Annotated in this window: 20 protein-coding genes; 12 read left to right on the top strand and 8 right to left on the bottom strand. The window is 74.1% G+C overall.

All coding sequences use genetic code 11. The features are described from left to right. Positions 1 to 224: 224 nt before the first annotated feature. Together ACFQRF_RS13070 and ACFQRF_RS13065 are read right to left on the bottom strand one after the other, a co-directional pair. A complete protein-coding gene (locus ACFQRF_RS13070; RefSeq protein WP_379871323.1) occupies positions 225 to 1,823 on the bottom strand; it encodes an AMP-binding protein in 1,599 nt (532 codons plus the stop codon). Positions 1,824 to 1,837: 14 nt separating this feature from the next. Next, positions 1,838 to 2,281, bottom strand: a complete 444-nt coding sequence (locus ACFQRF_RS13065) for an acyl-CoA thioesterase (RefSeq protein ID WP_379871400.1) — start codon at positions 2,279 to 2,281, stop codon at positions 1,838 to 1,840. A 213-nt stretch (positions 2,282 to 2,494) separates the two neighbouring features. On the opposite strand from ACFQRF_RS13065, the gene ACFQRF_RS13060 reads away from it, so the two are divergent. The 4 genes from ACFQRF_RS13060 to ACFQRF_RS13045 all read left to right on the top strand — a co-directional run bounded on the left by ACFQRF_RS13060 (position 2,495) and on the right by ACFQRF_RS13045 (position 5,441). Continuing rightward, positions 2,495 to 3,589 (top strand): zinc-dependent alcohol dehydrogenase family protein, encoded by a 1,095-nt coding sequence (locus ACFQRF_RS13060; RefSeq protein ID WP_379871322.1) that lies wholly within the window; start codon positions 2,495 to 2,497, stop codon positions 3,587 to 3,589. 553 nt (positions 3,590 to 4,142) lie between these two features. After that, positions 4,143 to 4,553 carry a spore-associated protein A gene (locus tag ACFQRF_RS13055; protein ID WP_379871321.1) on the top strand — a complete coding sequence of 137 codons (411 nt, stop codon included), beginning with the start codon at positions 4,143 to 4,145 and terminating at the stop codon, positions 4,551 to 4,553. A 31-nt stretch (positions 4,554 to 4,584) separates the two neighbouring features. Next, the gene (locus tag ACFQRF_RS13050; RefSeq protein WP_379871320.1) at positions 4,585 to 4,995 is read left to right on the top strand and encodes a spore-associated protein A; all 411 of its coding nucleotides are present in this window, start codon (positions 4,585 to 4,587) and stop codon (positions 4,993 to 4,995) included. Between the two features lie 32 nt (positions 4,996 to 5,027). Further along, a complete protein-coding gene (locus ACFQRF_RS13045) occupies positions 5,028 to 5,441 on the top strand; it encodes a spore-associated protein A (RefSeq protein WP_379871319.1) in 414 nt (137 codons plus the stop codon). Between the two features lie 85 nt (positions 5,442 to 5,526). Here ACFQRF_RS13045 and mmuM read toward each other — a convergent pair whose 3' ends face one another. After that, positions 5,527 to 6,462: a homocysteine S-methyltransferase gene (gene mmuM / locus ACFQRF_RS13040; RefSeq protein WP_379871318.1), complete on the bottom strand. Its 936-nt coding sequence runs from the start codon at positions 6,460 to 6,462 to the stop codon at positions 5,527 to 5,529. A gap of 114 nt (positions 6,463 to 6,576) precedes the next feature. Here mmuM and ACFQRF_RS13035 point away from each other — a divergent pair, with 114 nt between their 5' ends. The 3 genes from ACFQRF_RS13035 (at position 6,577) to ACFQRF_RS13025 (ending at position 9,393) form a co-directional block, all read left to right on the top strand. Continuing rightward, positions 6,577 to 7,296 (top strand): Mut7-C RNAse domain-containing protein, encoded by a 720-nt coding sequence (locus ACFQRF_RS13035; RefSeq protein WP_379871317.1) that lies wholly within the window; start codon positions 6,577 to 6,579, stop codon positions 7,294 to 7,296. A gap of 141 nt (positions 7,297 to 7,437) precedes the next feature. Next, complete coding sequence (locus ACFQRF_RS13030) at positions 7,438 to 8,259, top strand: lipase family protein (protein WP_379871316.1); 822 nt, start codon at positions 7,438 to 7,440, stop codon at positions 8,257 to 8,259. Positions 8,260 to 8,481: 222 nt separating this feature from the next. Beyond that, positions 8,482 to 9,393, top strand: a complete 912-nt coding sequence (locus ACFQRF_RS13025; RefSeq protein WP_379871315.1) for a Kelch repeat-containing protein — start codon at positions 8,482 to 8,484, stop codon at positions 9,391 to 9,393. Here ACFQRF_RS13025 and ACFQRF_RS13020 read toward each other — a convergent pair. Beyond that, a complete protein-coding gene (locus tag ACFQRF_RS13020) occupies positions 9,390 to 10,352 on the bottom strand; it encodes a sugar kinase (RefSeq protein ID WP_379871314.1) in 963 nt (320 codons plus the stop codon). The genes ACFQRF_RS13025 and ACFQRF_RS13020 overlap by 4 nt on opposite strands. A gap of 1,463 nt (positions 10,353 to 11,815) precedes the next feature. Between ACFQRF_RS13020 and ACFQRF_RS13015 the strand changes: the two genes are divergently transcribed. Then, complete coding sequence (locus tag ACFQRF_RS13015; RefSeq protein ID WP_379871313.1) at positions 11,816 to 12,442, top strand: bifunctional 4-hydroxy-2-oxoglutarate aldolase/2-dehydro-3-deoxy-phosphogluconate aldolase; 627 nt, start codon at positions 11,816 to 11,818, stop codon at positions 12,440 to 12,442. Positions 12,443 to 12,447: 5 nt separating this feature from the next. Here ACFQRF_RS13015 and ACFQRF_RS13010 read toward each other — a convergent pair whose 3' ends face one another. Both ACFQRF_RS13010 and ACFQRF_RS13005 read right to left on the bottom strand, forming a co-directional pair. Next, the gene (locus tag ACFQRF_RS13010) at positions 12,448 to 13,224 is read right to left on the bottom strand and encodes an IclR family transcriptional regulator (RefSeq protein WP_379871312.1); all 777 of its coding nucleotides are present in this window, start codon (positions 13,222 to 13,224) and stop codon (positions 12,448 to 12,450) included. A 1,069-nt stretch (positions 13,225 to 14,293) separates the two neighbouring features. Next, positions 14,294 to 15,028: a peptidoglycan recognition protein family protein gene (locus ACFQRF_RS13005; RefSeq protein WP_379871311.1), complete on the bottom strand. Its 735-nt coding sequence runs from the start codon at positions 15,026 to 15,028 to the stop codon at positions 14,294 to 14,296. A gap of 499 nt (positions 15,029 to 15,527) precedes the next feature. On the opposite strand from ACFQRF_RS13005, the gene ACFQRF_RS13000 reads away from it, so the two are divergent. Together ACFQRF_RS13000 and ACFQRF_RS12995 are read left to right on the top strand one after the other, a co-directional pair. Beyond that, positions 15,528 to 16,271 carry a hypothetical protein gene (locus ACFQRF_RS13000; RefSeq protein ID WP_379871310.1) on the top strand — a complete coding sequence of 248 codons (744 nt, stop codon included), beginning with the start codon at positions 15,528 to 15,530 and terminating at the stop codon, positions 16,269 to 16,271. 144 nt (positions 16,272 to 16,415) lie between these two features. Next, positions 16,416 to 17,066, top strand: coding sequence for a peptidylprolyl isomerase (locus ACFQRF_RS12995; RefSeq protein WP_379871309.1), 651 nt, complete (start codon positions 16,416 to 16,418; stop codon positions 17,064 to 17,066). Between the two features lie 150 nt (positions 17,067 to 17,216). On the opposite strand, the gene ACFQRF_RS12990 is transcribed toward ACFQRF_RS12995, so the two are convergent. Beyond that, on the bottom strand, positions 17,217 to 17,915 hold the full coding sequence (locus ACFQRF_RS12990; protein WP_379871308.1) for an MBL fold metallo-hydrolase: 699 nt from the start codon (positions 17,913 to 17,915) through the stop codon (positions 17,217 to 17,219). A gap of 298 nt (positions 17,916 to 18,213) precedes the next feature. Between ACFQRF_RS12990 and ACFQRF_RS12985 the strand changes: the two genes are divergently transcribed. After that, on the top strand, positions 18,214 to 19,188 hold the full coding sequence (locus ACFQRF_RS12985) for a carbon-nitrogen hydrolase family protein (RefSeq protein ID WP_379871307.1): 975 nt from the start codon (positions 18,214 to 18,216) through the stop codon (positions 19,186 to 19,188). Positions 19,189 to 20,074: 886 nt separating this feature from the next. Then, complete coding sequence (locus ACFQRF_RS12980) at positions 20,075 to 20,968, top strand: polysaccharide pyruvyl transferase family protein (RefSeq protein ID WP_379871306.1); 894 nt, start codon at positions 20,075 to 20,077, stop codon at positions 20,966 to 20,968. Positions 20,969 to 22,372: 1,404 nt separating this feature from the next. On the opposite strand, the gene ACFQRF_RS12975 is transcribed toward ACFQRF_RS12980, so the two are convergent. Continuing rightward, on the bottom strand, positions 22,373 to 24,172 hold the full coding sequence (locus ACFQRF_RS12975) for a thiamine pyrophosphate-requiring protein (RefSeq protein ID WP_379871305.1): 1,800 nt from the start codon (positions 24,170 to 24,172) through the stop codon (positions 22,373 to 22,375). Positions 24,173 to 24,226 lie beyond the last annotated feature (54 nt).

The raw sequence follows: 24,226 nt of genomic DNA, 5'->3' as shown, positions 1-24,226 counted from the left end.
GAGCGGCGTGGGTCACATTTTGTCAACCGATTGCCAAACTCGGCGTCCTCTGCGACGGTAGAGCCGGAGGTGTGCCCGGCGGTGCGCGAGGACCGCACGGGGGCGAGGGGTGGACTCGCCTTCGCGAGCGCGCGCCGTTCGCGGAGACGGCGGCCCGGAGCACCGTCATCGTGCCCGCGCGGTCGCGGCGATCGCCGGGGGCCGCCGCCCTGCGCGGGCCCCTGCTACCGCTCGCCGGCGAGCGGCACCAGGCGCGGGTCGCCGGTGCGGACCCACTCCGCCACGCGCTCACGGGCGATCTTGCCGCTCGGCGTCAGGGGCCACTCGGGGAGGGCGTACCAGCGGCGGGGGATCTTGTGGTGGGCGAGGTGGGCGGCGCAGCGGCGGTGGAGGGACTCGGGTGCCGGGGCGGTGGCGGCGGGGCCGGTCAGGACGGCCACCAGAACGGTGCCGAGGTAGCCGTCCGGGACGCCCACCACCACGGCGTCGTCGACGCCGTCGAGGCGGCGGAGGGCCGACTCCACCTCGCCCGGGTGGACGTTGTGGCCACCGGTGATCACCATGCCGCCGGCGCGGCCGACCAGGTGGAGGGTGCCGGACGCGTCGAGGCTGCCGTGGTCGCCGACGGTGGTCCACTCCCCCGACCTGCTGAAACCGGTGCCGTCGCCCCACACGTAGCCGCCGCAGGCGAGCGGGCTGCGCACGTGGATCGTGCCGACGGTGCCGGGCGGCACCGGACGGCCGGCCGTGTCGCGGACCTCGATCCGGACGCCGGGGAACGGCGTGCCGACGGAGTCGGGGAGGTCGCCGGGGCCGGTGCCCGGCGGCAGGTGGCGGACGGTGACGAAGCCCAGCTCGGAGGCGCCGTAGTAGTCGTGGACGTGCGCGGCGGGGAGCCGCTCGCGGGTGCGGCGCAGCGTATCCGGGTCGAGCGCGGCGCCGCTGCTGACCACGCTCGTGACCCCGGGGAGCCGCACGTCGAGTTCGGCGAGCCGCCGGTTCAGGGCACGCAGCATCGTCGGCACGACCACGAGCCGCGTGACCTGGCCGGCGGCCAGCAGGTCGGCCACCGCCGTGACGTCGAACCCGGGGAGCGTCCCGAACGCCGATCCGGCGTGCAGCGCCTCCGCGAACGCGTACAGCCCCAGGCCGTGCGCGAGCGGACCGGGCGCCAGGGTGCGATCCTGTTCGGTCACGCCGAACACTGCGCGACTGCGGGGCAGACTGGCCCGCCACTCCGCCCGTGCGCGGCGGAAGCCGCGGGGCACACCGGTGGTGCCGGACGTGAAACCGATGAGGAACGTGCTGTCGTCCGCGCCGGGGGCCAGTTCCCGCTCCGGGTCGGCACCGTGGTGCGCGGCGAGCCAGGCCGCATAGCCGGAGCGCCCGCCGTCGGCACCACCGGGGTCCGGCCCACCGGCCACCAGCACCGGCACGCCGCACTCGCGGGCCGCCGCGACGGTACCCGGCCGGGAGGCGTCCGCGACGAGAAGGTCCGGCCGGAGCCGGCGCAGTACCTCGGCGGTCTGCCCGGCCGGCCACGCCGGGTCCAGCACCGCGCAGGCGCCGTCGCCCGCGGTGCCGCCGATGAACAGTTCCGCGAAGCACAGACGGTTGCCGACGTCGACCGCGAGCAGCCGCCCGTGCCCGGGAACGCCCCACCTCGCACCCACCGCGAGGCTCGGCACCGCCCGAAGCCCGGCCGCAACGGCGGCGGCCCGCTCGGCGAGGGCCCGGAAACCGATCCGGTCCGCACCGATCCACACGGCGAGCGCGTCGGGACGGGTCCGGTACCAGTGGGCGATCCGTTCGGCGAGCGGCACGGCGGTCTCCTTCGTTACGCGCCCGGCTGCGGGCCGCTGTCGTGTCGTCCGTCCGCGTACTCGGCTCCGGCGCGGGTGAGCGCCGCGCGGGTCTCCGCCGGGATGGGGACGGTGCGCCGGGTGGCGGGGTCGACGCAGACCCACACCACTTGGCCCTGGACGGCCGGGGGCGCGTCGGGTTGCTCGGCCGGGCGGACGGTGACGTCGAAGGCGAGACTGGTGCGGCCGAGGTGCGCCGGCCGGGCGGTGATGTCAATGACGTCGCCGAACCGCACGGGGCGCTGAAAGACCACCTCGACCTTCTTGACGTGGTAGACGGCGGTCCCCGACCGGGGGTCGAACCGGGCGGTCAGGCCGGTGGCGCGGAGGAAGTCGGTGATGGCGTCCTCCACGTAGGCGACGAGGCGGCTGTTGTGCACGTTGCCGTGCATGTCGACGTCGGAGAACGGAATCCGCACCCGCAACCGCCCGCTCCTCCCGCCGGCCGGGCCGGACCACCCGCGCCCGGGCCGATTCTCGACGGCGCCGCGGCCGATGTCCACCCGCCGTCCCCGCGCCGCCCGCGGCGGGAGCGCGAGCCGCGATTCCGCGACACGGTGTAGGCGCGCCATGACACTGACAACGCGTGAGCGCCGATCTCATCGAAGACGCCGGCGACGACCGTGGTGCACATGGCCATCAAGTTGGGCGTGTTCACGCTCGTCCGCACGTCAGGCACGGTGCCCGAGATCCTGGACGAGTTCGGAGGGCGGCATGATGGACGCGGTCCAGCAGAGCCCGAGGAGGTCGGCATGTATCGCGCGATCGCGAGGTCGTTCGGCCCGGCGGCCGACGTGGTGCGGGTGGAGCCGTACCGCCCGGATCCGCCGGGTCCCGGTCAGGTGTGGGTGCGGATGACGGCCGCCGCCGTGAATCCGTCGGATCTGGTGACGATCTCCGGCGCGTACGCCTCCCGGACGCCGCTGCCGCTGGTCCCCGGATTCGAGGGCGTGGGTGTCGTCGAGCGCGTCGGGCCCGGCGTCCACGGCCTGGCGGTCGGCGACCGGGTGCTGCCCATCGGCAGCGCGGGCGGGTGGCAGCGCGTCAAACGCACGGACGCGCGCTGGTGTTTTCGGGTCAGTCCGGAACTCACCGACGACCAGGCCGCGGTGAGCTACATCAATCCGGTGACCGCGATGCGGATGATCGACGAGCACGTGCGGTCCGGGACCCGGCACGTCGCCGTGAACGCGGCCGGGTCGGCGACGGCGGCGATGCTGGCCCGGATGCTGCACCGGCGAGGCGTTCCCGCCATCGGCCTGGTACGCGGCGACCCGCACGCCACGGGGCTGGCCGATGTGCCGTGGGCGGCGGTCCTCACCACGCGACAGGCCGACTGGCCCGCGGAACTGCGGCGCCGCACGGGCGGCCGCGGCCCGGATGTCGCCTTCGACGCGGTCGGCGGCGCGGACGGGGAACGACTCGCGCTGGCCACCGCGCCGGGAGGCCGGTTCGTGCACTACGGCCTGCTGTCCGGCCGCCCGCTGCCCCCCGACCTCGCCGCCCGCCGCCCGGAGATCGGGATCCACCTGTTCTGGCTGCGTTACTGGGTGCACGCGGCCGATCCCGCGGACGTGGGGCACGCTCTGCGCACGGCGGGCGAGCTGGTCCTCAACGGCGACGCGGCCACCCGCGTCCAGGGGCGGTTCCCGCTGTCGCGGATCGGCCCGGCACTGCGCGCCGCCACCGAGCGCGGGCGCGACGGCAAGGTACTGCTGGAGCCGTGAGGACGTCGGCCAGGAGCGGAGGGGCGGCACCTTGACTGTGGGCGGCCAGATCAAATAGGGCCCCGGGGACCCGACCCGCATAACGGCCGGAGGAATCACCGGCCTGCCGGAAACATCGTGCCCACCCACCGCTACGCCGACATGGCGCGACTCCTCCAAGACGGACCGGGGCATCACCGCGAGGTTCGACCGCGACAGCGGGCAGCCGCTGCACCCGTTCGTGGTACCGGGTAGCAGCAGGGGGCAGCGCCTGGCGGCGGTGGCGTTCGGGCGGCCCGGCGGGTTCGTCCGCTGCCGGCCACGCATCGTCAACCATCCGTGGACGCGCTGTCAACGACATCTCGCCGAATCGCTCCGAATATTGGAAACCGTCAGTCTCGCGCTCGTGCCCTCCCGGAGACCGAACGCGGTCTCCGGCACGAGCGCCGTCCGGCGGTTTCCACCTCCAACCAGTCACTCCGCGCCGCTCCCCCACCGGCAGAGGACCGTCAATGACCCGGTCCTCGAAAGTCCGCAGAGTCGGGGCCAGGCACCTACACCTAAGGACCCGCACTTGTCCACGCTCAAGAAGACGCTCGTGGTGGGCGTCACCACTCTCGCCGCCGTGGGCGGCACCCTCATGACGGCCGCGCCCGCGTCCGCCGCCACCTACGGCGGCCAATGCGGCTCCGGCTACGTCGAGGTGAACCGCGACCACATCGGCAACCTCGGCACCGTCTTCCTCACCTACAACAGCTCCAACGGCAACAACTGCGTCGTCACGATCCGCAACAGTCCGGGCGCGGCGCGGCCGATGATGGCGGCCATCGCCCGGCAGTCCGACCCCGCCTGGTACGAGATCGACGAGGGTAACTACACCACTTACGCCGGGCCCGTGTACCGCTACGCCCGCGGCGAATGCGTCACCTGGGGCGGGGCCATCAACGGCCAGTACGGCGGCGACGAGAACACCAACTGCGGCTGACCCGCACCCCCTCTCTCACGGAGAAACCCTCATGAAGATGATCCAGAAGGCCGCGCTCTTCGGTGCGGCCGCCGCCATGGCCCTCGCCGGTTCGGTCGCCACGGCCGCGCCCGCGTCCGCCGCCACCTACGGCGGGCAGTGCGGCACCGGCTATGGCGTCGTGAACGACTTCGATCTGCCCAACAACCGGGGCACCGTCTTCCTCACGTACAACAGCTCCAACGGCAACAACTGCGTCGTCACGATCCGGACGACGCCTGGCACGGCCACCTTCATGGAGGCGTTCCTGAAGCGCTCCTCCAGTTCGACCTGGGTCCGCGACGACGGCAACTACACGACCTACGCGGGCCCTGTCTACGTGGCCGCCCGTGGCGAGTGCGTCGACTGGGGCGGGACCATCGGCACCGCCACCGACGACCGCGAACGCACCAACTGCGGCTGACTCCGGCCGGCGAACACGCGAGGAGAACGGACATGACCCTCATCAAGAAGGCCATCGCGGTGGCAGCCGTCGCCGCTGCCTCCCTCACCGGCCTGGTCGCCGGGGCATCGCCCGCGGCCGCGGCCACCTACGGCGGGGAGTGCGGTAGCGGATACAGCGTCGTGAACTCCGCGCCGATCGGCAGTGTGGGAACGGTGTTCCTCACCTACAACTCGTCCAACGGCTATAACTGCGTGGTGGCGAAGCGGAACAGCGTCGGATCCGCGGTGCTGATCGAGGCAGGGCTCGCGGTCAGTCCGGTGGGCGGCCACTGGACCGAGTTCGACGGCGGCTACTTCACCAGTTACGCGGGACCGATCCGCCTCCATGCGGCGGGCCGGTGCGTGGACTGGATGGGCCGTATCAATGGCGTGGAGGGCGGCAAGCGCGGCACCAACTGCGGCTGACGATTTCCGGGGAGGCCGTCCGTGCCGGGGCGGCCTCCCCAGCGAGGACACGTGGTCCGACCGCACGCGTTGCCGGAATTCGAGGTCACCCGGCGGGTCGGCCGTCGCCTCGCACGGCCGCCGCCAGCCGGGCGATGTCGGCCGGTCCCACCCGGCAGCAGCCGCCGACCAGCCGGGCGCCGGCCGCGATCCACGCGGCGGAGTCACCCTCGTCGAACTCCGAGCGTCCCCGCCAGGTGCCGGTGGCGCCGTCCCAGGACTCGCCGCTGTTGGGGTAGCAGACGAGCGGTTTGCCGGTCACCCGGGCGGCCGTCCGCAGCGCCGGGGTGACGTCGGACGGCGTGCAGCAGTTGACGCCGACGGCGATCACCGAGTCGGCTCCGGCGGCCAGCGCGAACGCCTCCTCCAGGGGCTGACCGGCGCGGGTGGCGCCGCCCGCCACGGTGTAGGAGAGCCACGCGGGGACGCCGAGCCCCTCGGCCGCCCGCAGCAGCGCCTCGGCCTCGCGGATGTCCGGCACCGTCTCCAGCGCCAGCACGTCCGGGCCGGCGTCGGCCAGGGCGGCCAGCCGTGGCCGGTGGAACCGCTCCAGATCCCGCACGCTGATCCCGTAGCGCCCGCGGTACTCCGAGCCGTCCGCGAGCATGGCGCCGTAGGGGCCCACCGAGGCCGCCACCCACAGCGGCCGGGACACCCCGGCGGCGGCCGCGCGGCCGGCGGCCTCCCGCGCGAGCGTGACGCTGCGCCGCAGCAGGTCCACCGCACCGGCGCGGTCCACCCCGCGGCGGGCCAGCGCCTCGAAGGTCACCTGGTAGCTCGCGGTGGTCGCCACGCTCGCGCCCGCGAGGTAGTAGTCGCAGTGCGCGCGGAGCACCTGCTCCGGGTCTTCGCGCAGTACCCGGCCCGTCCATAGGCCGCCGGACAGCTCGGCGCCGCCGGCGGCCAGCCGGTTGGACAGACCGCCGTCGAGGACCACGGGCCCCCGTGACAGTGCCACGGCGAGCGCCGGCTGCTCGGTCATGACGGCCTCCCGGGGCGTCGCGGGCTGGGACGCTGGTCGCCCCGGAGCCTACCCGCGGCGGCCCCGGTGGACGCGCGGCCGGGGTTTCGCGGAACGGATGGCATCCTGGGATGCGTGGAAGAGAGGACGCTGCGCCTGCATTTCGCCGCCGAGCTGCGGTTCTTCCTGCACCCGCGGAACCGCGGCGCCCAGGTCCGGGCGCCGCACGACGGAACGTCCTCTCTGGGACACGTGGTGGAGTCGCTGGGCGTCCCGCTCACCGAGGTCGGGGCCCTGCGCGTCGACGGCGAGGCGGTGCCGCCGTCGCACCGGCCGGGCGCCGCGGCGTCCGTCGAGGTGCTCGGGGTACGCCGGCCGCAGCCGGTGCCGTGGTCGCCGCCGCGCTTCGTGCTGGACGTCCATCTCGGGGCGCTGGCTCGGCGCATGCGGCTGGTCGGTGTGGACACCGCCTACCGCAATGACGCCGACGACGACGCGCTGATCGCGCAGGCCAACGCCGAGCAGCGGGTGCTGCTCACCCAGGACCGGGGGCTGCTGCGCCGCCGCCGGCTGCGCGCCGGCGGCTTCGTGCGCGGCGCGCACCCCGACGAGCAACTGGCCGACGTCCTCGACCGGTTCGCACCGCCGCTGGCTCCGTGGACCCGGTGTACGGCGTGCAATGGCCTGCTGGCGGAGGTCCGCAAGGCCGAGGTCGAGCCGGAACTGCTGCCGGGCACCCGCGCCACCTACGACTCGTTCGCCCGATGCCTGGCGTGCGGGCGGGTGTACTGGCCCGGTGCGCACCACCGGCGGCTGTCGGCGATCGTGGCCGCCGCCGAGCGCCGCACCGGGTGAGCGTGCGCCGTGGCGCCCCACCGACCAGCCGGCGCGTTTCGGACGTCCGGAAAGCGGCGGTGGGTCGACCTGCAGGGTTGGCCGATCACGGTGCGGGAAGACTGCGTCACGCCACGTAGTCGATCAGCATGGAGCGCCGGAATGACCCAGGTCGCCTTCGACCACACGACCACCTCTTACGGGCTGCCGCACGCGCACTGCCTGGCGCAGGCGGCCGCGCTGGCGTACAAGGAGCCGGACGAGGTCGTCGCGCGCGCGGCCGAGTGGGGGTTCCCGGAGGCCAGCTCGTTCGAGGTGGCGCACCGGCCGCCGTTCCCGCTGCAGGACACGGAGGCGTTCGTCGCCGCGAGCGACCGGATGATCGTCGTCGCGTTCCGGGGCACCGAACCGACCGAGCTGCGGGACTGGCTGTCCGACGCGAACGCCCCCATGGTGCCGCACTCCTCGGGCCGGGGCATGGTGCACTTCGGGTTCGCGGAGGCTCTGGACGCCATCTACCCGCAGGTGCTGGACGCGGTCACCGCGGCGCGCACCTCCGGGCAGACGCTGTGGTTCACCGGCCACAGCCTCGGCGGCGCGCTCGCCATGCTCGCGGCGGCCCGGATGCACTTCGACGATCCGGGTCTGCTGGCCGACGGCGTCTACACCTTCGGGCAGCCGCGGACCGGCGACGGCGAGTTGTCCGCGGCCTACGACGAGGCGTTCCGCGGCCGGATGTTCCGGTTCGTCAACAACAACGATGTCGTCCCGCAGCTGCCGCCCCCGCCGGTGTACCGGCACGTCGCGAAGGAGATGTACATCGACTCCGCCGGGAAGCTGGGCGACAAGAAGCCGTCACTCATCGGCCGCGCCACCGACAGCCTGCGCGGCCACACCGCCGACCTGTTCGCGCCGGGCTCCGACGGAATCCGGGACCACTTCATCAAGAGCTACCTGACGGTACTGGGCAGGCTCGCGGGCTGAGGTCGGGGGCGCAAAGCCGGATTGCGGATTGGTCCCGCACTTCGCCAAGCGAGGGTGGCGGATGGGGTCCACGGTCAGGGATACGGGTGGTATGACCACGCAGCCAGGGCGCGCGGCGGGAATCCGCCGCGCGCCTGCCATGTGTCCGGCCGACTCGTCCAGCGTCAGGGTGCGACGGGCCGCGCCTCGGCCACACGGACCTCGGAGAAGGGGAGACCGCAGATGAGCGAGTTCGGTGGGCAGCAGGGTGTGCGCAGTGTCGATCCGCTGTACTGGAGCCGGCACGAGGGTGCGCGGTGGGAGGAGATCGGTCAGATCCCCGGGATCCGAAGCGGGTCTCAGGGCCTGTTCGGCATCGACCAGTACAACGCGGGCCTCTATGTCATCTCCTCCGCAGGGGACGCACAAGGTGTCCTCACCTGGTTGAGGTATGACCTGGAGACGCAGGAGTGGACGACGCCGCAGACCGTACCCGGCCTGGTGTCCCGAGGACGACCGTCCCCCGCCGCGTACCACGGCCTGCTGTACCTCATCTGCCAGGAGAACGTGGTACTACAGGCGCGACAGTTGAAGTGGTGCACCTTCGACTCGGAGACCAACACCTGGTCCCGAGTCCGCACGGTTCCAAATGCCAAGGCGTACAACGGCCCGCACACGACTGCGCTGAACAAACTGCTCTATGTGACGTTCGTCGACGAAGACTGGAACCTGTCGTGGCTCGCCTACGACTCGAAGACCGAGAAATGGACCGAGCCGCAGGCAGTTCCGCAGGTGACCTCCCCCTCCTGGTGGAACGTCGCCGCCGCTGGTGGCAAGCTGTTCGCCGTGTACGCCGCCTTGGAGGCTCCCCTCCGGTGGGTGAGCTACGACCCCGAGGCAGGCGAGTGGTCACCTCCGCAGGAGATCGCGGGTACGGAGAACGCCTGGACGGTAGCACTCTCCCCTGACAAGGGACTGCTGCGTGCCGTTTACCAAACAGCGCCTTTCGATGGCGACTGGTGGTGGGTGTCATACGACATTGAAAACCAGAAATGGGGGGACGCCGACCTGATTCCCGACGTGAAATGGTCCGGTCGTGTGGCCATCGCCCCGTTCGGCGGCCCGCTCTACGCCGTCTATAAGAAGCGAGACTAGAGCGGGGGCGCTCCCGATTCTGGCAGCGTGAGGTCGGCGTCCCGTGGCGGAATGGCGCCCCGGTGCGCGACCGTGCGGCTCGCCACCCGGTTGGCCGCACGGGCCGCGTCGGCGGCGCCGCCGCCGCGTAGCAGCGCCACCAGGAACGCGGCGTTCCACGCGTCCCCGGCGCCCGAGGTGTCGACCACCCGCTCCGGCGGCACGGCCGGGACGTGCTCCGTGCCGCCGGCCGGACCGACGTACACCCCGGCCGCGCCGTCCTTCACCGCCACCGTCGGGGCGAGGCCGGCCAGCAGCGCGTGCGCCGCCGCGCCGGTCGTCGCGCGGTCCGGCGCGTCGACCGGCAGCGCCACCAGGTCGGACGGCACGCTGGGGAGCAGGACGTCCACCCACGGCAGCACCTCGGCGGCGGCCGCGCGGGCGGCCTCCGGGCCGCCGCGTACCGCCCACAGTGCCGGGCGGTGGTTCGGGTCGTAGGCGACCAGGCAGCCGGCCTCGCGCGCGACCCGGGCGGCGTAGGCGGTGGCCTGCTGCGCGCTCGCCGAGATGGCCTGGGTGATGCCCGAGAGCAGGACCGCGCGGCTGCCCGCCAGGTAACCGGGGTCGACGTCCTCGGGCGCGAGCGTGCTCGCGGCGCTCCCGGCGCGGCGGTAGGTGAACTCGCGCTCGCCGTTCCCGTCCACGCTGATGAAGTAGACGCCGTTCACCCCGTCGACGAGGGGCGCGTGCGTGAGGTCCACTCCCTCTGCCAGCCAGGCGGCGCGCATCCGCTCGGCGAACGGGTCGCGTCCCACCCGGGTGACGAAGCCGGTACGCGCGCCGAGCCGCGCGGCCACGGTCAGCGTGTTGAGGACGTCGCCGGCGTAGCGGACGGTGAGCGAGGAAGCCGTGGACAGCGGTTCCACCGAGCTCAGTTCCACCATGCACTCACCGAGCGCCACGAGGTCCCGGTCAGCCACGGCGGCCTCCGTTCGTGGGGCCGTCGGGCGCGGGGGCGGATTCGGGCGGCGGCACTGCTCTTCGACGTGGCACTCGGCGGTCCTCCCGGCATCGTGTCCAGGGCAGGCCATCCCGATATGTGGGATGGGTCCCGCGAATCGGGATGCGCTTCACTATAGGACCACCGGCGAGCGGGCCCGCCACCGCCCCTGCGCGGCCGGACGGCGCGGCGACCATGTGGCGCGACGGCCCGGGCACGCTCCGCCGTGCCCGCCGGCCACGGATTCCGGCGTCGACCAGCCGGTCCTGTTCCGGAGTGACGGGACCGCCAGGGTCGTGTCCCATGACGAACGCGGTGGGGTCCCCACCAGCGGCCACTGCGACGCTTGGTGACGATGACCGGCTACCGAGGGTGCATCGCCCCAACGGCCGCTTCGGAGCGTCTCGGGGCGGCCTCTTCGCCGACGCTCGCATACTTGTCCTGCGCCGTCGCCGTCCAGGAGCCGCCCGCCGACCAGCCATCACCCTCGCCGCCACCGCGCGGACCGGCCCAGCATGCTCGACGCGCTCACCCCGTGTGCTGCCACATGACCGGATGGCTCCCCGGCAACCGGCCGCCTGCGGGGAATCCCCACTGCCCACCAACGGCCGACATCACGCCCGGGGAGGAGGACGCGGTGCAGAATCCGGGGTGGACGGAAGCGGGAACCAGCGCGGAGACGGCCTGCCCGGGCCGCCGAACGACCGCGCGCCGCGTCCGCGCGGTCTATGGACGCCGACCTGCGGGGGCGCCGCGTCGGCCGCCGCAATCCGGCAGGCACCCGCCGAACATTCACCGGGCGGGTCGAGGGGTACCCCGGCCCCATGAGCGCAAGACCGAGCGGCTGCGTGCGGCGCCGACCCCGACGCCGGTCCTGCCTCGGACCGGGAGACGGCCGCCGCGGCCACCTGGATGGGCGAGCGCCCCCGATCGAGGTCGCGTGGCCGGGGCGGGCCACATTCGTCGCCGAGACTGCCTGCCAAGGGCCCCAAGCGTGCAGGTGGTCGATCGATGGCCTCTGTGGCACGGCCCCGGCCAGCCAGGGAGCGCCGCGTACCGGCGGACCACACGTGTCCGGCGCCGCCTGCCGCACCCCGCACCAGGGCGGGCGCGGCGACGGCCGGACCGGAGCGGAATCCGGCCGCACTCCGGCGCGCCGGCAGCCGCTTCGCCGACCGGATCCACGAGAACCCGGCCGTCCAGGAGCCGCGCGCCAAGGGCCACGGCCACCGCTCGATCCGGCGCCACCTCTGCATGGCCCTCTCTCCCACCCCGGTGCTGGAACGGACGGTACGGCTCGCCTACGATGTCCCGGAAAGTGACCACCCATCCCTGTATGTGGGACCCCGCGCGCCGCCCTGTCCGGCGCCCGTCCCCGGCCCCGGCTCCCCGGGAGCCGGCCCGTCCCCGTCCCACGGTGGGACACAGCCACGGAGGAACCCGATGACCGCTCCCACGCCGCCGTCCGCCGCACCGGACACCGTCCTCGCGGCGATCGCCGAGGCCGTGCTGCTGCCCGTGCTGCGTACGCCGGGTACTGACGCGACGCTGGACGCCGTGCAGCGGCTGGCCGATGCGGGGCTCGGGGTGGTGGAGCTGACCACGAGCATCCCTGACTGGCCCGCCGCCGTCCGCGCCGTGCGGGAGCGGTTCCCCGAGTCGACGATCGGGGTGGGCACCGTGACCAGCGCGGACGACGCCCGGCGGGCACTCGGTGAGGGCGCCGCCTTCCTGGTCAGCCCGTACGCCGCGCCGGAGGTGCGCGAGATCGCCGGAGGCGGAACGCTCTTCCTGGAAGGCGGTTTCACTCCCGGCGAGGTCGCGGCGGCACTGCGCGCCGGTGGAGCCGCCAAGCTGTTCCCCGCCCACGTCGGCGGTCCCCGGTACCTGCGCGGGCTGCTCGACGTCCTGCCGGGCGCGCGCATCGTGCCGACGGGCGGGATCTCGGTGGCCGAGGCGGGCGAGTGGCTGGCCGCCGGGGCGCTCGCGGTGGGGGTCGGACGCGCGCTCCTGGACGACCCGGACCTGCCGTCCCGGCTCGCGGACCTGCGCGCGAGCCGCGCCGGCTGACCCGCTCAGCGCCAGGTGAGCGCGGAACCGCCGCCGAGCCGCCGCCCGAGGAGCGCCCCGGCCCGCGCGACGACGTCACCGAGCTCGGTGACGCGCTCGGCCGTCAGGTGCACCGTCGGCACGGTGATGGAGATCGCGGCGACCGCCGGGATGCCGGGGGTCGCGATGGGCGCGGCGACGCAGGAGATTCCCAGCTCGTTCTCCTCCCGGTCCAGCGCGTACCCGTCGTCCCGTGCCCGCCGGACGGCCGCGCCGAACTCGGTGGCGGATGCCGGTGACCGCGGGGTGGCCCGGGCGGCCGGATCGTAGGCGGCCAGGGCTTCGGCGTCGGAGCGGGTGGCGAGGACGGCCTTGCCGAGCGCGGTGTTCTGGGCCCGGATCCGGCCGCCCACGCGGGAGGCGATCTCGATGCCGCGGCGGGACCGTGCCTTGTCGATGTAGACGACGTCCGCGCCATCGAGCACCGCGACGTGCACGGCCTCGCCGGTGCGCCCGGCGACGTCGAGCACCGTCTCGTGCACGATCCGGGGGATGTCGAGTTCGGCCTCGGCCTTGGCTCCGAGTTCGATCAGCTTCGCGGACAGCCGGTACCCGTCCTCGTCGACCCGGAGGAACCCGGCCGCGACGAGCGCGCTGGCCAGCCGGTGGGTGGTGGATCTGCTGGTCCCCACCTCCGCGGCCAGGTCGGCGAGCCGGCGGCGGCCGCGGCCCACGGCTTCCAGTACCGCGAGTCCGCGCAGCAGTGTCCTGGCTCCGGCCGTGCCGGTGTTCTCGGTGTCCACGGCGCCCATTCTGGCCTGCTCGCCACGGTGGGGGCGAGCGGGGACGCCGGCCGGCGGGAACGCTCGTCGGACGTGCCGCCTCGTGGGCGTTTCGCCGGGTCCACCGCCAGATGGCGTGGTCTCCCGCTGCCGGGCGGGTTCCCCTCGCGGGGCAGGAGTCCGGCGCACGTCACGGGCCCTGCGCCGGGCGCCGTACGGCTGTCGCGACACGGGGCCACCGCGCGGGCACGTCTCTGGCGGGCAGCCATCACCTGAACATAGGCGTACCGGTGTGCACGGCCCGCCGCGCCACACTGGACGGCCGGGCCCGATGGCGCGGCCCGACGCCCTCCCCGGCCTGTTCCGCCACTGCGCACCGCGGGAGCCCGCCGCTGCCGCCCCGGATAGTGGAGCCGGAAACTGCCGGTCCGATCGACACCGCCGCACAGGGGTGGCTGCACCTGCCGCACGGTCAGCCCGGCGGTGCGGCGTCCTCCCCCGCAGATCACCCAGGCGCTGCGCACGGCCTGCCCCTGGAGACGCACAGGACGCACGAGACGGTCTACCCCCGCTACGTCCAGGGACGCGGCGAACTCCGCCGCGGACTCGCCAAGGCGCTGCGCACCGGACGCGCGATGCGACGCCCCCGCCGCCGGCCCCGGCAGCCGCGCATGGCCCGCCCGATGGTCGTGAGCAGCGAGTGTCCGGCCGAGGCCGCCGACCGGGCCGTTCCCGGACATCGGGTAGGCGATCCGATCACCGGCAAGAACAAGTCGGCCATCGGCATCCTGGCCGAGCCCGCTACCCGGCTCGTGCCCCTGCCGCGCCCGCCCAAGGGGCGCACGCCGGTCCTGCTCCGCGACGCGCTGAGCGAGGCGACCGCGGACCTGGCCACGTACCCGAGGTGTGCGCCGGTCTGGGATCAGGGCTCGGAGACGCATCCGCACCGCGGGTTCACCATGGCCACTGACATCCCGGTCCACTTCCGCGACCCGGCCAGGGGGCGAGGCCGTCCACGCCATCCGGCAGGGGCCACGCGACCGCCGGCCCGGTGGGGGCCGGCCGGACCGGCGGCCGCGTGGACCCGGGATCAGCCGGCGAGCGCGTCGCGCAGCGCCCGGGCGCTCTGCGGCCCGTACACGCCGTCCACGGTGAGATCGAAGCGGCGCTGCAGGGCCCGCACCGCGGACTCCGTCGCCGGGCCGAAGTCGCCGTCGGCGCCGCTCGGGCCGACCGAGTGCCCGGCCTTGGTCAGGGCCTGCTGGAGTCGCCGGACGCGTGCCCCGGTGGAGCCGCGGCTCAGCAGCGGCGACCCGGAGGGCGCGGTCACCTCGCCGCCGCTCCCGCCGGAGAACGTCCCGTCCTGGACCATCGCGTACAGCTTGTCGCCCGGGCAGTCGGTGGAGACGAAGTCGCGGTGGCCGCGCACCGTCCCGGCGACGCCACGGTCCATCAGGTAGGCGCGCAGGTCGCGGACCGCCTGGATCTGGTCGCCGGTGGCGTCCTCGTCGCCGCCGAGCATCAGCGTCACCGAGTACCAGTCGGCGTTGCCGGCGGTGGTGCCCTGCGCCGCCTGGTAGTGGTTCAGCCCCCGGCCTTCGAACACCTCACCGTGCCGGCACGCCCCGAAGGAGTAGCCGATGTCCGCCCACCCGTTGGTGTTGACGTGGAAGTCGCGGGTGGACTTCCAGTAGGAGACACAGGTGTCGTGGCCGGTCAGGTTCGACGCCGGCCCGTTGTAATGGACCACCAGACCGTGCGTGGGGTCGGCCGGGTCGGCGGTGGTGGCGCCCCAGCCGAAGTAGGAGCGGTTGCGGAGGATCATGACTGCCTTTCGGGGGTAGCGGGGACCGTCCGAACGGATGCCGCCGCCGACTCACCGGCGGCGACCGCCGGGCGCCGCCCGAATCGGACGGGCGGAGCGGCGGCCGTGGCGCTATCCAGGTCGCACGACCGGCTCCGGCTTCGGATTCGGCGGCGTGGCTTGCCTGTTGCCGCGTTCCAGAGTCGCCCCTCGCCCCCGCCTCCACAAGGACGGGCGGGCCGGCCCCGGTTCGCGTCCGCCAACGGAACCGCATCTGGCCAGGGGCTCTCCGCCCGTTTCGGTGATCTGGCCGGATCTGGTCACGGTGTGCTCTCGCGGCATCACCCGGAGCCAGGGATCATAACCCCACCCGCATCGAATACTGGCCGATTCACGGCGCCCGCTCCCTTTCGGGACGTTCTTCCAGATAGCATGCAGACGTTTATGCTGCCGCCTCGACCCGCTTTTCCACGGCGGATTCCGCGGGTCGACCTCGTATGGAACGGAACGCACAGCACCCATGGACGTGGACGCGACCCAGGTACTGACCAGGACGGGGGAATTCCCGGTCTCCGGCGACCTCCCGCAGCAGTGGGAGGCGGAGGCGCGGAACCGCGTGGCTCAGGCGGTGGAGCGCTTCTCCGGGCCGCTCAAGGACCTGCTCGACCGGGACGCGAACGAGGGCGACACCCGAATGCTCGTCACGGACTTCCTCAGTGAGGGTCTGGATTACCAGAAATACGACCACCTCACGACCGAATACCGGACGCAGGGCGAATCCGCCGATTACGGAATCCGCATCGACGACCGGCTGTTCGCCCTGACCGAGGTCAAGCGGTGCGGCCAGGACCTGGACGCCCGCAATCTGCGCCAGGTCCGGACCGTCGCGGCCGGCGAGGACGTCGAGTGGCTGGTGCTCACCAACGGCCGCGTCTGGCAGGTGTACCACCTGACCGACGGCTCCGTGGTGGAGCGGGTGCTCGAAGTCGACCTGCTCGACGAGGAGAACCGCACGGCCACCATCGACGCGCTGTTCCACCTGAGCCGATCGGCGGTCCAGCACGAACGGCTGGCGAAGCTGCGCGAGTGGCGGGTCGCGCTGGAGCGCGCCCCGCTGGCGGAGGCGCTGCAGGCTCCGGCGGTCATCGACGCGATCCGCCGCGAGGTGCGCCAGCGCACCGGGCACACCGGGCACGTCGGCGACACCGAGGACGTGCTGCAGGCCGTGCGCGACGTGATCCCGTCCGGCCTACTGGAGGACTGACGGCCCGGGCCGGCACACTAGGACGGCTCTTCCCGCTCCGCAGCCGCTCCGCCCGGCCGAACGCGGCCGGGCGGAGCGGCGGGAGCCGCCGCCCTCCGGCGCTAACCTGAGGGGTCGAGATCCCTCCGGCCGGAGAAGAGCCCGATGAACCGTTTCGCCATGACCGCCGCGGCCGGCGCACTCGGCGCCGTCCTCCTCGCGGCGACCGCCTGCCAGTCCGGCACCACGGCCGCGCCCCCTGAGGGCGGCACGCCTCCGGACGGCGGCGACTCGGCGATCACGACCGTCACCGGAGCGACGCTGCACACCAGCGCCGGCGACATCGAGGTGACGCTGTTCCCGGAGCAGGCACCCGAGACCGTGGCCAACTTCGTGCTGCTCGCGGAGGGCGACCGGGTCGCCAACCCCGTCACCGGCAAGGACGAGTTCTACGACGGGACGCTCTTCCACCGTGTCATCCCGGACTTCATGATCCAGGGCGGCGACCCACAGGGCACCGGGACGGGCGGTCCCGGGTACACGTTCGGCGACGAGATCGTCCCCGAGCTGACGTTCGACGAGCCGGGCCGTCTCGCGATGGCCAACGCCGGACCGGGCACCAACGGGTCGCAGTTCTTCATCACCTCGGCGCCCACGCCGTGGCTGGACGGCAAGCACACCATCTTCGGCCAGGTCGCCGACGACGCCGGAAACGACGTGGTCGCGGACATCTCGGCGGTGGAGACCGACGCGAGCGACCGCCCGGTGGAGGACGTCGTGCTGGAATCGGTCACGGTCCACCGCCTCAAGGACTGACGGCGGCGATGGCGGATGGACTCGCCCGGCACTCCCCCGCTGATGCCCGGTCCCCGGGCCGCCGACCGCTGGCGCCCAGTACTCAGGCGCCCACCTCACCGCCGGCGGACCCGCACACCGTGACCGTGCCCAGCACGACGGCGGAAGGCATCAGGCCACCCGCTCCGCCGCCGCGCGCAGAGCGGCAGCCGCGCCGCCGACCACGGGCTCACCGTGTCCGAAGCACACGACGTCCACATCGAGCTCGGCCAGGCGGCGCAGCGAGCGGATCGCACGGGCGCGGTCGGTGTTGAACACGCCGAGGATGACCTCGTCTCCGTTGGCGGCGACCGCATCGCCAGTGAACAGCACGCGTGGGCCGGGGAGGTGGATCGCGATGCTGCCGTCCGTGTGCCCGGGAGCGCCGACCACGGTGGCGCCGCCCCCGAAGTCGATCACGTCGCCGTCCGCCAGCTCCCGGTGCACCGGGCACGGCGGGGCGGGCGGCAGGGACGGCAGAGAGGCATACAGCTCGCGCTCCCATGCCGGGGCACCGGTGAAGACGGGCGGCGCCGCCAGCCGCTCCCCGCGCACGACCGGCGCGTCGTCGCGGTGCGCCAGCACGTCCGCGCCCCAGGCGGCGAGCTCCGACGCCGATCCGGCATGGTCCTGGTGGTGGTGCGTCAGCACCACGTTTCGCACAGCGCCCGGCGGCAGGCCGAGACGGCGCAGCGCTTCGGCGATCACCGGCGCACTGCCGGCCACGCCGGTGTCGATCGCCGTCACCGTGTCAGCGTCCCGGTAGAAGTACACGTGCCCGAACGGGAAGGGCAGCAAGTACAGGTTCGGCAGGAGCTCGGCCATGTCCATGCCGGCGACTGTAGACGGGCGGGGGCCGTCCGTGGCGCCGCCTCGCTATCGGCGAACGGTTTCCGTCCGGAGCGGGTGGGATTGGTCCCGGAGGGGTTGCTTCCGCACCCGGCCACCACCCCGCCACGCGGACGCGCCGCAGGCGGCACCCTGCCCCGGCTCGGCGCGCGACCGCGGAGGGTCACGCGGTACGGTGGCGGCATGCGCTGACCCGCCTCCCCCGCCCGGGGCCCGCCCGTCTTCTTCGTGCCGCCGTCATCCCGTAACGACGCCCATGAGGTAACGAAGGAGCCCCAGCATGCGCACCTTGACCGTCGCCCTTCTCCAGCTCGCCGCTCCCGGCCCGGATCTCGATGCCGGCCTCGCCGCCGGTGTGGCCGCCTGCCGCCGGGCCCGGCTTTTCGGCGCCGATATCGCGCTGTTCCCGGAGATGTGGAGCAATGGCTACCGCACGGTCCTGCCGGAGCAGGCCGTCGAGGTGGATCTCTACCGGCATCCCGACGTCTGGGACGCCCCCGGCCGCGACGACGCGGCCACATGGCCGGCGGCCGGTCCCGTGTGGGCCGGCGAACCGGTCGGCCCCGACTCCCCGTTCGTCTCCCGGTTTCGCGCGCTCGCCGCGGAGCTGGACATGGCGATCGCCCTCACGTACCTGGAACGCTGGGCCGGCGCACCGCGCAACACGGTGTCGGTGATCGACCGGCACGGCCGTATCGCGCTCACCTACGCCAAGGTGCACACCTGCGCGTTCGGCCTGCCGGAGGCGGCGCTCACCCCGGGCGACCGCTTCGAGGTCGCGGCCCTGGACACCGCCGTCGGCGAGGTGATGGTGGGGGCGATGATCTGCTACGACCGTGAGTTCCCCGAGAGCGCCCGCACCCTCATGCTGGAGGGCGCGGAGATCGTCCTCACCCCGAACGCCTGCGACTTGGACGCCAACCGGCTCGCCCAGTTCAGGTCCCGCGCGGCGGAGAACATGATGGGCGTGGCCATGGCCAACTACGCGGGGGCCGGATGGGGCCACTCGGCCGCCTTCGATGGCATCGCCTACGCCGACGGGCGTTCACGGGACATGCTCGTGGTGGAGGCGGGCGAGGCTCCCGGCGTGTTTCCGGCGGTCTTCGACCTGGACGCCCTGCGCGAGCACCGGCGCCGCGAGGCGTGGGGCGACGCCTTCCGGCGTCCCGCCGCTTACGGCCCGCTCACCGGGCGGGCGGCGGCGCGCGGGCCGTTCGCCCGGGTCGACCGGGAGGGCCGACCGGTGCCGCGCTGATCCGGGGGCCGTCTCGGCCCGCGCGGCGCCGGCCGTCGGCGTCCCTCGCGGCCGTGGCCCTTCCGCACGGGCGCGGGAAACGCCGCCGCCTTCCGGCCCGCGCCCGCTCCCCCGTCCGGTCCCGCAGTGGTGAGCCGCCCCTGGCGCGCCAGGGCCACCGCCACCGCCACGGTGAGCGCGAACGCGGTCACCGTCGGGGGCGGGCCGGCCGGTCGTAATGGCGCACGGCCTGCTGGGAAGGTGGCCGGAGACGCTGAGCGCGGCGGTGGTCGCCCTGCCGGGGTGGCACGGTCCCGGCGCACGGGGTCGGTCCGCTCGACCGCCCGTGCTGCTGCCCCGCTCCGGCGGGACGGCCGCGACGCCGGGAGGACGGCGGCCCCGGGGACGCCTACGGCGCGTTGCCGGAACGCCGGCGGGGACGGAGCGCCCGAGCGCGGGGACGAACGACGTCGCGTCCCGCCCCAGTGACCGCGATGCCGAGCGCGGGTGCGGCCGGCCGCCGTGCGGGACCGGCGGCACCCGGATCCGCGGGCCCCGGCCCACGGTCCCCGGGTTCTCGTGGTCGTTGCAGCACCCCTCTTGAAGGGGTGGGATGGACGACTTCGAGATCCGGGACCGCGGGGAGCCCCAAGGCCCGAGGAAGCCGACCCGCGAGGACTTGGAGGCGGTGGCCGCCGAGCTCAACGCACGGCCGCGAAAGGCGCTCGGCCGGGATACCCCGGCCGAGCGCCTCGCTGAGCTTCTAGCAGCGCACGGCAACCAGCAGCGGTGGTGCATCGACCCCTCGAATTCGCCCGGGTCGGGGCCTTCTCGAAGCGGTGCCGACCCGCGCGCCCGGTCCGCGCCGCGAGTGTGCCCCCGGCCGGCGACGGGTAGTCGCACCGCCATGCGGGTGCTCATCACCGGGTGGTTCTCCTTCCTGCACGGCGAGGCGACCGCCGGGGACGTGGGGAGCGCGGCGGCCGTCGAGACGGCCCTGCACGGGGCCGGTGTCGCCTGCGACATCGCGTGGAGCCCGGCCTTCCGGCCGGACGGCCTCCGGCTGGAGGACGCGGCCCCCGAACGGTACAGCCACCTGCTGTTCGTGTGCGGTCCCGCCCACGGCCCTCAGGTGCGCACGCTGCACAGGCGCTACGCGCGCTGCCGGCGGATCGCCGCCGGGGTGTCGATCGTGGATCCGGACGATCCGGCGGTCCGCGGGTTCCACCGGGTCATCGCGCGCGACCGGCCGGGAGCGCCCGCCCGGCCGGACCTGGCGTACGGGGCGCCACGCGATGCCACGCCTCCCGTGGTCGGCGTCGCGGCGGCGCCGGAACAGCCGGAGTACGGGGGCCGGTCCGGTCACGGGGTTGTCCATCGGCGGATCGCCGCCTGGCTCACCGCGCGGGACTGCGCGCGCGTGCCGCTGGACACCCGGCTGGACCGGGCGGACTGGCGGCACTGCGCGACGGTGCCGCAGTTCGAGGCGCTGGTGCGGCGGCTGGACATGGTGGTGACGACCCGGCTGCACGGCCTGGTGTTCGCGCTCCGCAACGGGGTCCCGGCCCTTGCCGTCGACCCGGTCGCGGGCGGGGCGAAGGTCGGCGCCCAGGCCCGGGTCTGGGACTGGCCGGTGGCCATCGCGGCGCGTTCCGGAGAACCGCCACGCGCGAGCCGATTGGACGAGCTGTGGCGGTGGTGCCGGTCGCCCGACGCCCGAGAGCGGCTCGCCGGACTCGCCCGGCCGCTGGAGGGCGGCGGGCCGGTCGTGACCGAGGTACTGCGCGTCCTCGGCCGCTAGTGTCCTGAGTCTTCGATCCGGCGGCACCAGGAACGAGGGGGCCGGGGTCCCCTTCGGCCGTCGGGTGCCACCCGAACGGACGGGGCTCCTCGTTCCACGCCTGGATCCAGGAACGGAGGTCCGGCGCCTGAACCGATGTGTGCGGCCCCACGGCGACCGCGTCCTCGTGAGTTCGGCGAACCACCGCTCGGCCGGGTTCGGCCGGGAAGCGCCGGCCGAGTGCCCGGGCACGGAGACGGGACGTCCGCCGGGGCCGGGTGCGCCGCGCGGAGCGGGCGAGCCGGTGCCCGGCCGGGTCGCCTTGGCGGCGCGGCGGCGGGATCTGCCGTCCGTCGGGGTATCCGGCAGGAGCACGGCGCCGGCGGTCTTTCGGCGCCGAGCCCGGCAGCGCGCCGTCGGCGTGTCGGCGGATCGGCGTTGACGGCCTGGCCGGACCGCGGACCTCGGCCAAGGGCCATTCGGTGATCGAGATGCCATCCTCAGCGCGTCCGGGCCCGGTCCCGCCCCTCGGGCGCTGCTGATCGCGCCCCACGGAGACGGAGCGCGGCGGGGAGGTCGCCGGTGGCCCGGGAGGCCGGACCAGGTGCGCTTCCAGATCCGCGAGTACCTCGCGGCCGAGCGTGTTCCGGAACTTCCTGACCTCATCGGCCCGGTGGCGGCGGCGCACGGGGCCGATCACCGTGCCACCGGCCACCGGCCGTGTCCAGGGCGGCGGACCCGGCGGTGGTGTGCGCCGGTACGTGGTCGCGGGCGGCCCGCTCGGGTACCCCGGGCGTCGTCGGCGGCACCGGCCGGGAGCGGTCCGGCACCGGATCCGCGAGGTCTCGTGCACGCACGGCACGGGGGCGCGGTCGGGAGGGTCCAGGAACCCGCCCGGCCACCTCGCGCACTTTGTCCGGAATGGGCCTGGCGATTCGCGGGGCCAGCGAGCCGGACCGGCCCGCGGCACGCCCGGACCGGTACGGCCGGCGAGCTCGCGGAAGCGGGTCGCGATCGCGGAACCGCTTGAGCCGGGCGGAACACCGGTCGATGAGGCCGCGGCGCCGGTGCGGTCTGTCCGGTTCACCGTCGAAGCGCGGTGGCCGTCCTGGGCTGCCCTTGCGCCCGTGGCCGACCGCCGCAGGTGGCCGCGGGCCTGCCCGGAGCCCGCTCGCCGCCCCGCAGCACCTCCGGCCGGGTGCGCGGGCGTCCGCCACCGGGTGGTGCGGGCGCGCCGCCCCCGGCGGCCACGGGCCCGCCACCACCGGACGCGTCCACCGCGTCTCACCACGACGGTCGGTCAACCGGACCGCGGCGGGCCGCAAGACCGCTTCCGCCGGACGGGCCCACGCGGGGGCGGCCAGGTCGGGCGACTCCGCGGCCGGCCGCCGGACACAGCCCCCGGGGCGCGCGGGCCGGAGCCGGTCAGCGGCGCAGCGGGATGAGCTCGCGCAGTTTCGTGCGGGCGCCCTTGGTCGCGACCCCCACGCGGTCGGGGTCGCCGAGGGCCAGCGCCTTGGCGGTGTCCTTGATCTGGTCGAACTCGGCGTGCGGCGGGATCGGGGGGATGTCCGGGTCGCAGTGGACGTCGAGCACGACCGGGCGGTCGGCGTTCAGCGCCCGGGTCCAGGCGGGCGCGAGCCGCTCGGGGTCATCGATCTCGATCCCGGTGAGCCCGATGGCGGTGGCGAACGCCGCGTACCCGACGTCGGGCAGGTCCTGGGAGAACGGCGTCTTGGGGACGCCGGTCATGGCCCGTTCCTCCCACGTCACCTGGTTGAGGTCGTTGTTGTGCAGCACGCAGACGACCAGCCGCGGGTCCTCCCAACGCGGGTAGTAGCGCGCGATGGTGATGAGCTCCGCGAGCCCGTTCATCTGCATGGCGCCGTCTCCCACCAGTGCGACCGCGGGCCGGTCCGGGTGGGCGAACTTGGCGCCGATGGCGTAGGGCACCCCGCAGCCCATCGTGGCGAGCGTGCCGGAGAGCGAGCCGCGCATCTCCCCTCGCATCCGGATGAATCTGGCGTACCAGTTGGCCGCGGAGCCGGAGTCGGAGGTGATCATCGCGTTCGACGGCACCTGCGACGCCAGCTCGCTGCAGATCCGCATGGGGTTCACCGGGTCGGCGTCCATGGCGGCCTGCCGATCCATCGTGTCCCACCAGCGCCGCACGTTGCGCTCGATGCTCTCGCGCCACCGGCGCCGGGCCCGGTCGCGCGTGCGCCGGGCGAGGAGCGGCAGCAGCATGCGCAGTGAGCAGGCGGCGTCCCCGATCAGGTTGACCTCGGTCGGGTAGCGCATCCCGATGACCCGCGGGTCGATGTCGATCTGCACGGCGCGCTTGCCGAACTCGGGCAGGAACTGGGAGTAGGGCAGGTTGGAGCCGACGATCACCAGCGTGTCGCAGTCGCGCATCATCTCCCACGAGGGCCGGGTGCCGAGCAGCCCGATCGCCCCCGTGACGTACCCGGGATCGTCGTCGAATACGTCTTTGCCCAGCAGCGCCTTGGCCACCCCGCCGCGGGTGATCTCGGCGAGTTCGCGCACCTCCGCGCGCGCGTTGCGCGCCCCCTGGCCGACGAGGATGGCGACGCGGTCCCCGGCGTTGATGACGTCCGCGGCCCGCTGGACCTCCTCGGCCGCCGGGGTGACCGTCGGCGCGGCCAGCCCGGGGCGGCTGGACGGCACGTTCTTGAACGCGTGGGCGGGCGGCTGGTAGTCCTCCTCCTGCAGGTCCGACGGCACGATGACGACGGTCGGCCGCCGGTCGGCCACGGCCGTGCGCATCGCGCGGTCGAGCACGTTGGGGAGCTGTTCGGGCACCATGACGGTCCAGGCGTAGCCTCCGGCGACGTCCTGCATGAGCGTGTGCAGGTCGATCTCCTGCTGGTAGGCGCCGCCGATCGCCGACCGGGCCGTCTGCCCGACGATGGCGACCACCGGTACGCGGTCCAGCTTGGCGTCGTAGAGGCCGTTCAACAGGTGGACGGCCCCCGGCCCGCTGGTGGCCAGGCAGACGCCGGGCGCCTCGCCGAACTTGGCCTGGCCGACGGCTTCGAACGCCGCCATCTCCTCGTGCCGGCTCTGGATGAACTCCAGGGTCTCCCCCGGGCGGCCCAGCGCGGCGATGATGCCGTTGATGCCGTCGCCGGGGTAGCCGTAGACGCGGCGCACCCCCCAGTGGCGAAGCCGCTGGACGAGGTGCTCTGCGACGGTCTGCGTCATGGTGCTCTCCGTTCACCAGGTTGGTGCCGTGTGACGGTGGCGGATGGCCGGGTG

Source organism: Marinactinospora rubrisoli (assembly GCF_042664915.1).
GTDB lineage: Bacteria > Actinomycetota > Actinomycetes > Streptosporangiales > Streptosporangiaceae > Marinitenerispora > Marinitenerispora rubrisoli.
The sequence above is the reverse complement of the archived record's forward strand: the minus strand, read 5'-3'. Positions and strand labels throughout refer to the sequence as shown.

What these genes read in the sequence shown, in the direction of transcription:
- ACFQRF_RS13060 (WP_379871322.1), top strand. Translation starts at nt 2,495, where the DNA reads ATGGCCATCAAGTTGGGCGTGTTCACGCTCGTCCGCACGTCAGGCACG.
- ACFQRF_RS13050 (WP_379871320.1), top strand. Translation starts at nt 4,585, where the DNA reads ATGAAGATGATCCAGAAGGCCGCGCTCTTCGGTGCGGCCGCCGCCATG.
- ACFQRF_RS13045 (WP_379871319.1), top strand. Translation starts at nt 5,028, where the DNA reads ATGACCCTCATCAAGAAGGCCATCGCGGTGGCAGCCGTCGCCGCTGCC.
- mmuM (WP_379871318.1), bottom strand. Translation starts at nt 6,462, where the DNA reads ATGACCGAGCAGCCGGCGCTCGCCGTGGCACTGTCACGGGGGCCCGTG.
- ACFQRF_RS13030 (WP_379871316.1), top strand. Translation starts at nt 7,438, where the DNA reads ATGACCCAGGTCGCCTTCGACCACACGACCACCTCTTACGGGCTGCCG.
- ACFQRF_RS13025 (WP_379871315.1), top strand. Translation starts at nt 8,482, where the DNA reads ATGAGCGAGTTCGGTGGGCAGCAGGGTGTGCGCAGTGTCGATCCGCTG.
- ACFQRF_RS13015 (WP_379871313.1), top strand. Translation starts at nt 11,816, where the DNA reads ATGACCGCTCCCACGCCGCCGTCCGCCGCACCGGACACCGTCCTCGCG.
- ACFQRF_RS13005 (WP_379871311.1), bottom strand. Translation starts at nt 15,028, where the DNA reads ATGATCCTCCGCAACCGCTCCTACTTCGGCTGGGGCGCCACCACCGCC.
- ACFQRF_RS13000 (WP_379871310.1), top strand. Translation starts at nt 15,528, where the DNA reads ATGGACGTGGACGCGACCCAGGTACTGACCAGGACGGGGGAATTCCCG.
- ACFQRF_RS12995 (WP_379871309.1), top strand. Translation starts at nt 16,416, where the DNA reads ATGAACCGTTTCGCCATGACCGCCGCGGCCGGCGCACTCGGCGCCGTC.
- ACFQRF_RS12990 (WP_379871308.1), bottom strand. Translation starts at nt 17,915, where the DNA reads ATGGACATGGCCGAGCTCCTGCCGAACCTGTACTTGCTGCCCTTCCCG.
- ACFQRF_RS12985 (WP_379871307.1), top strand. Translation starts at nt 18,214, where the DNA reads ATGCGCACCTTGACCGTCGCCCTTCTCCAGCTCGCCGCTCCCGGCCCG.
- ACFQRF_RS12980 (WP_379871306.1), top strand. Translation starts at nt 20,075, where the DNA reads ATGCGGGTGCTCATCACCGGGTGGTTCTCCTTCCTGCACGGCGAGGCG.
- ACFQRF_RS12975 (WP_379871305.1), bottom strand. Translation starts at nt 24,172, where the DNA reads ATGACGCAGACCGTCGCAGAGCACCTCGTCCAGCGGCTTCGCCACTGG.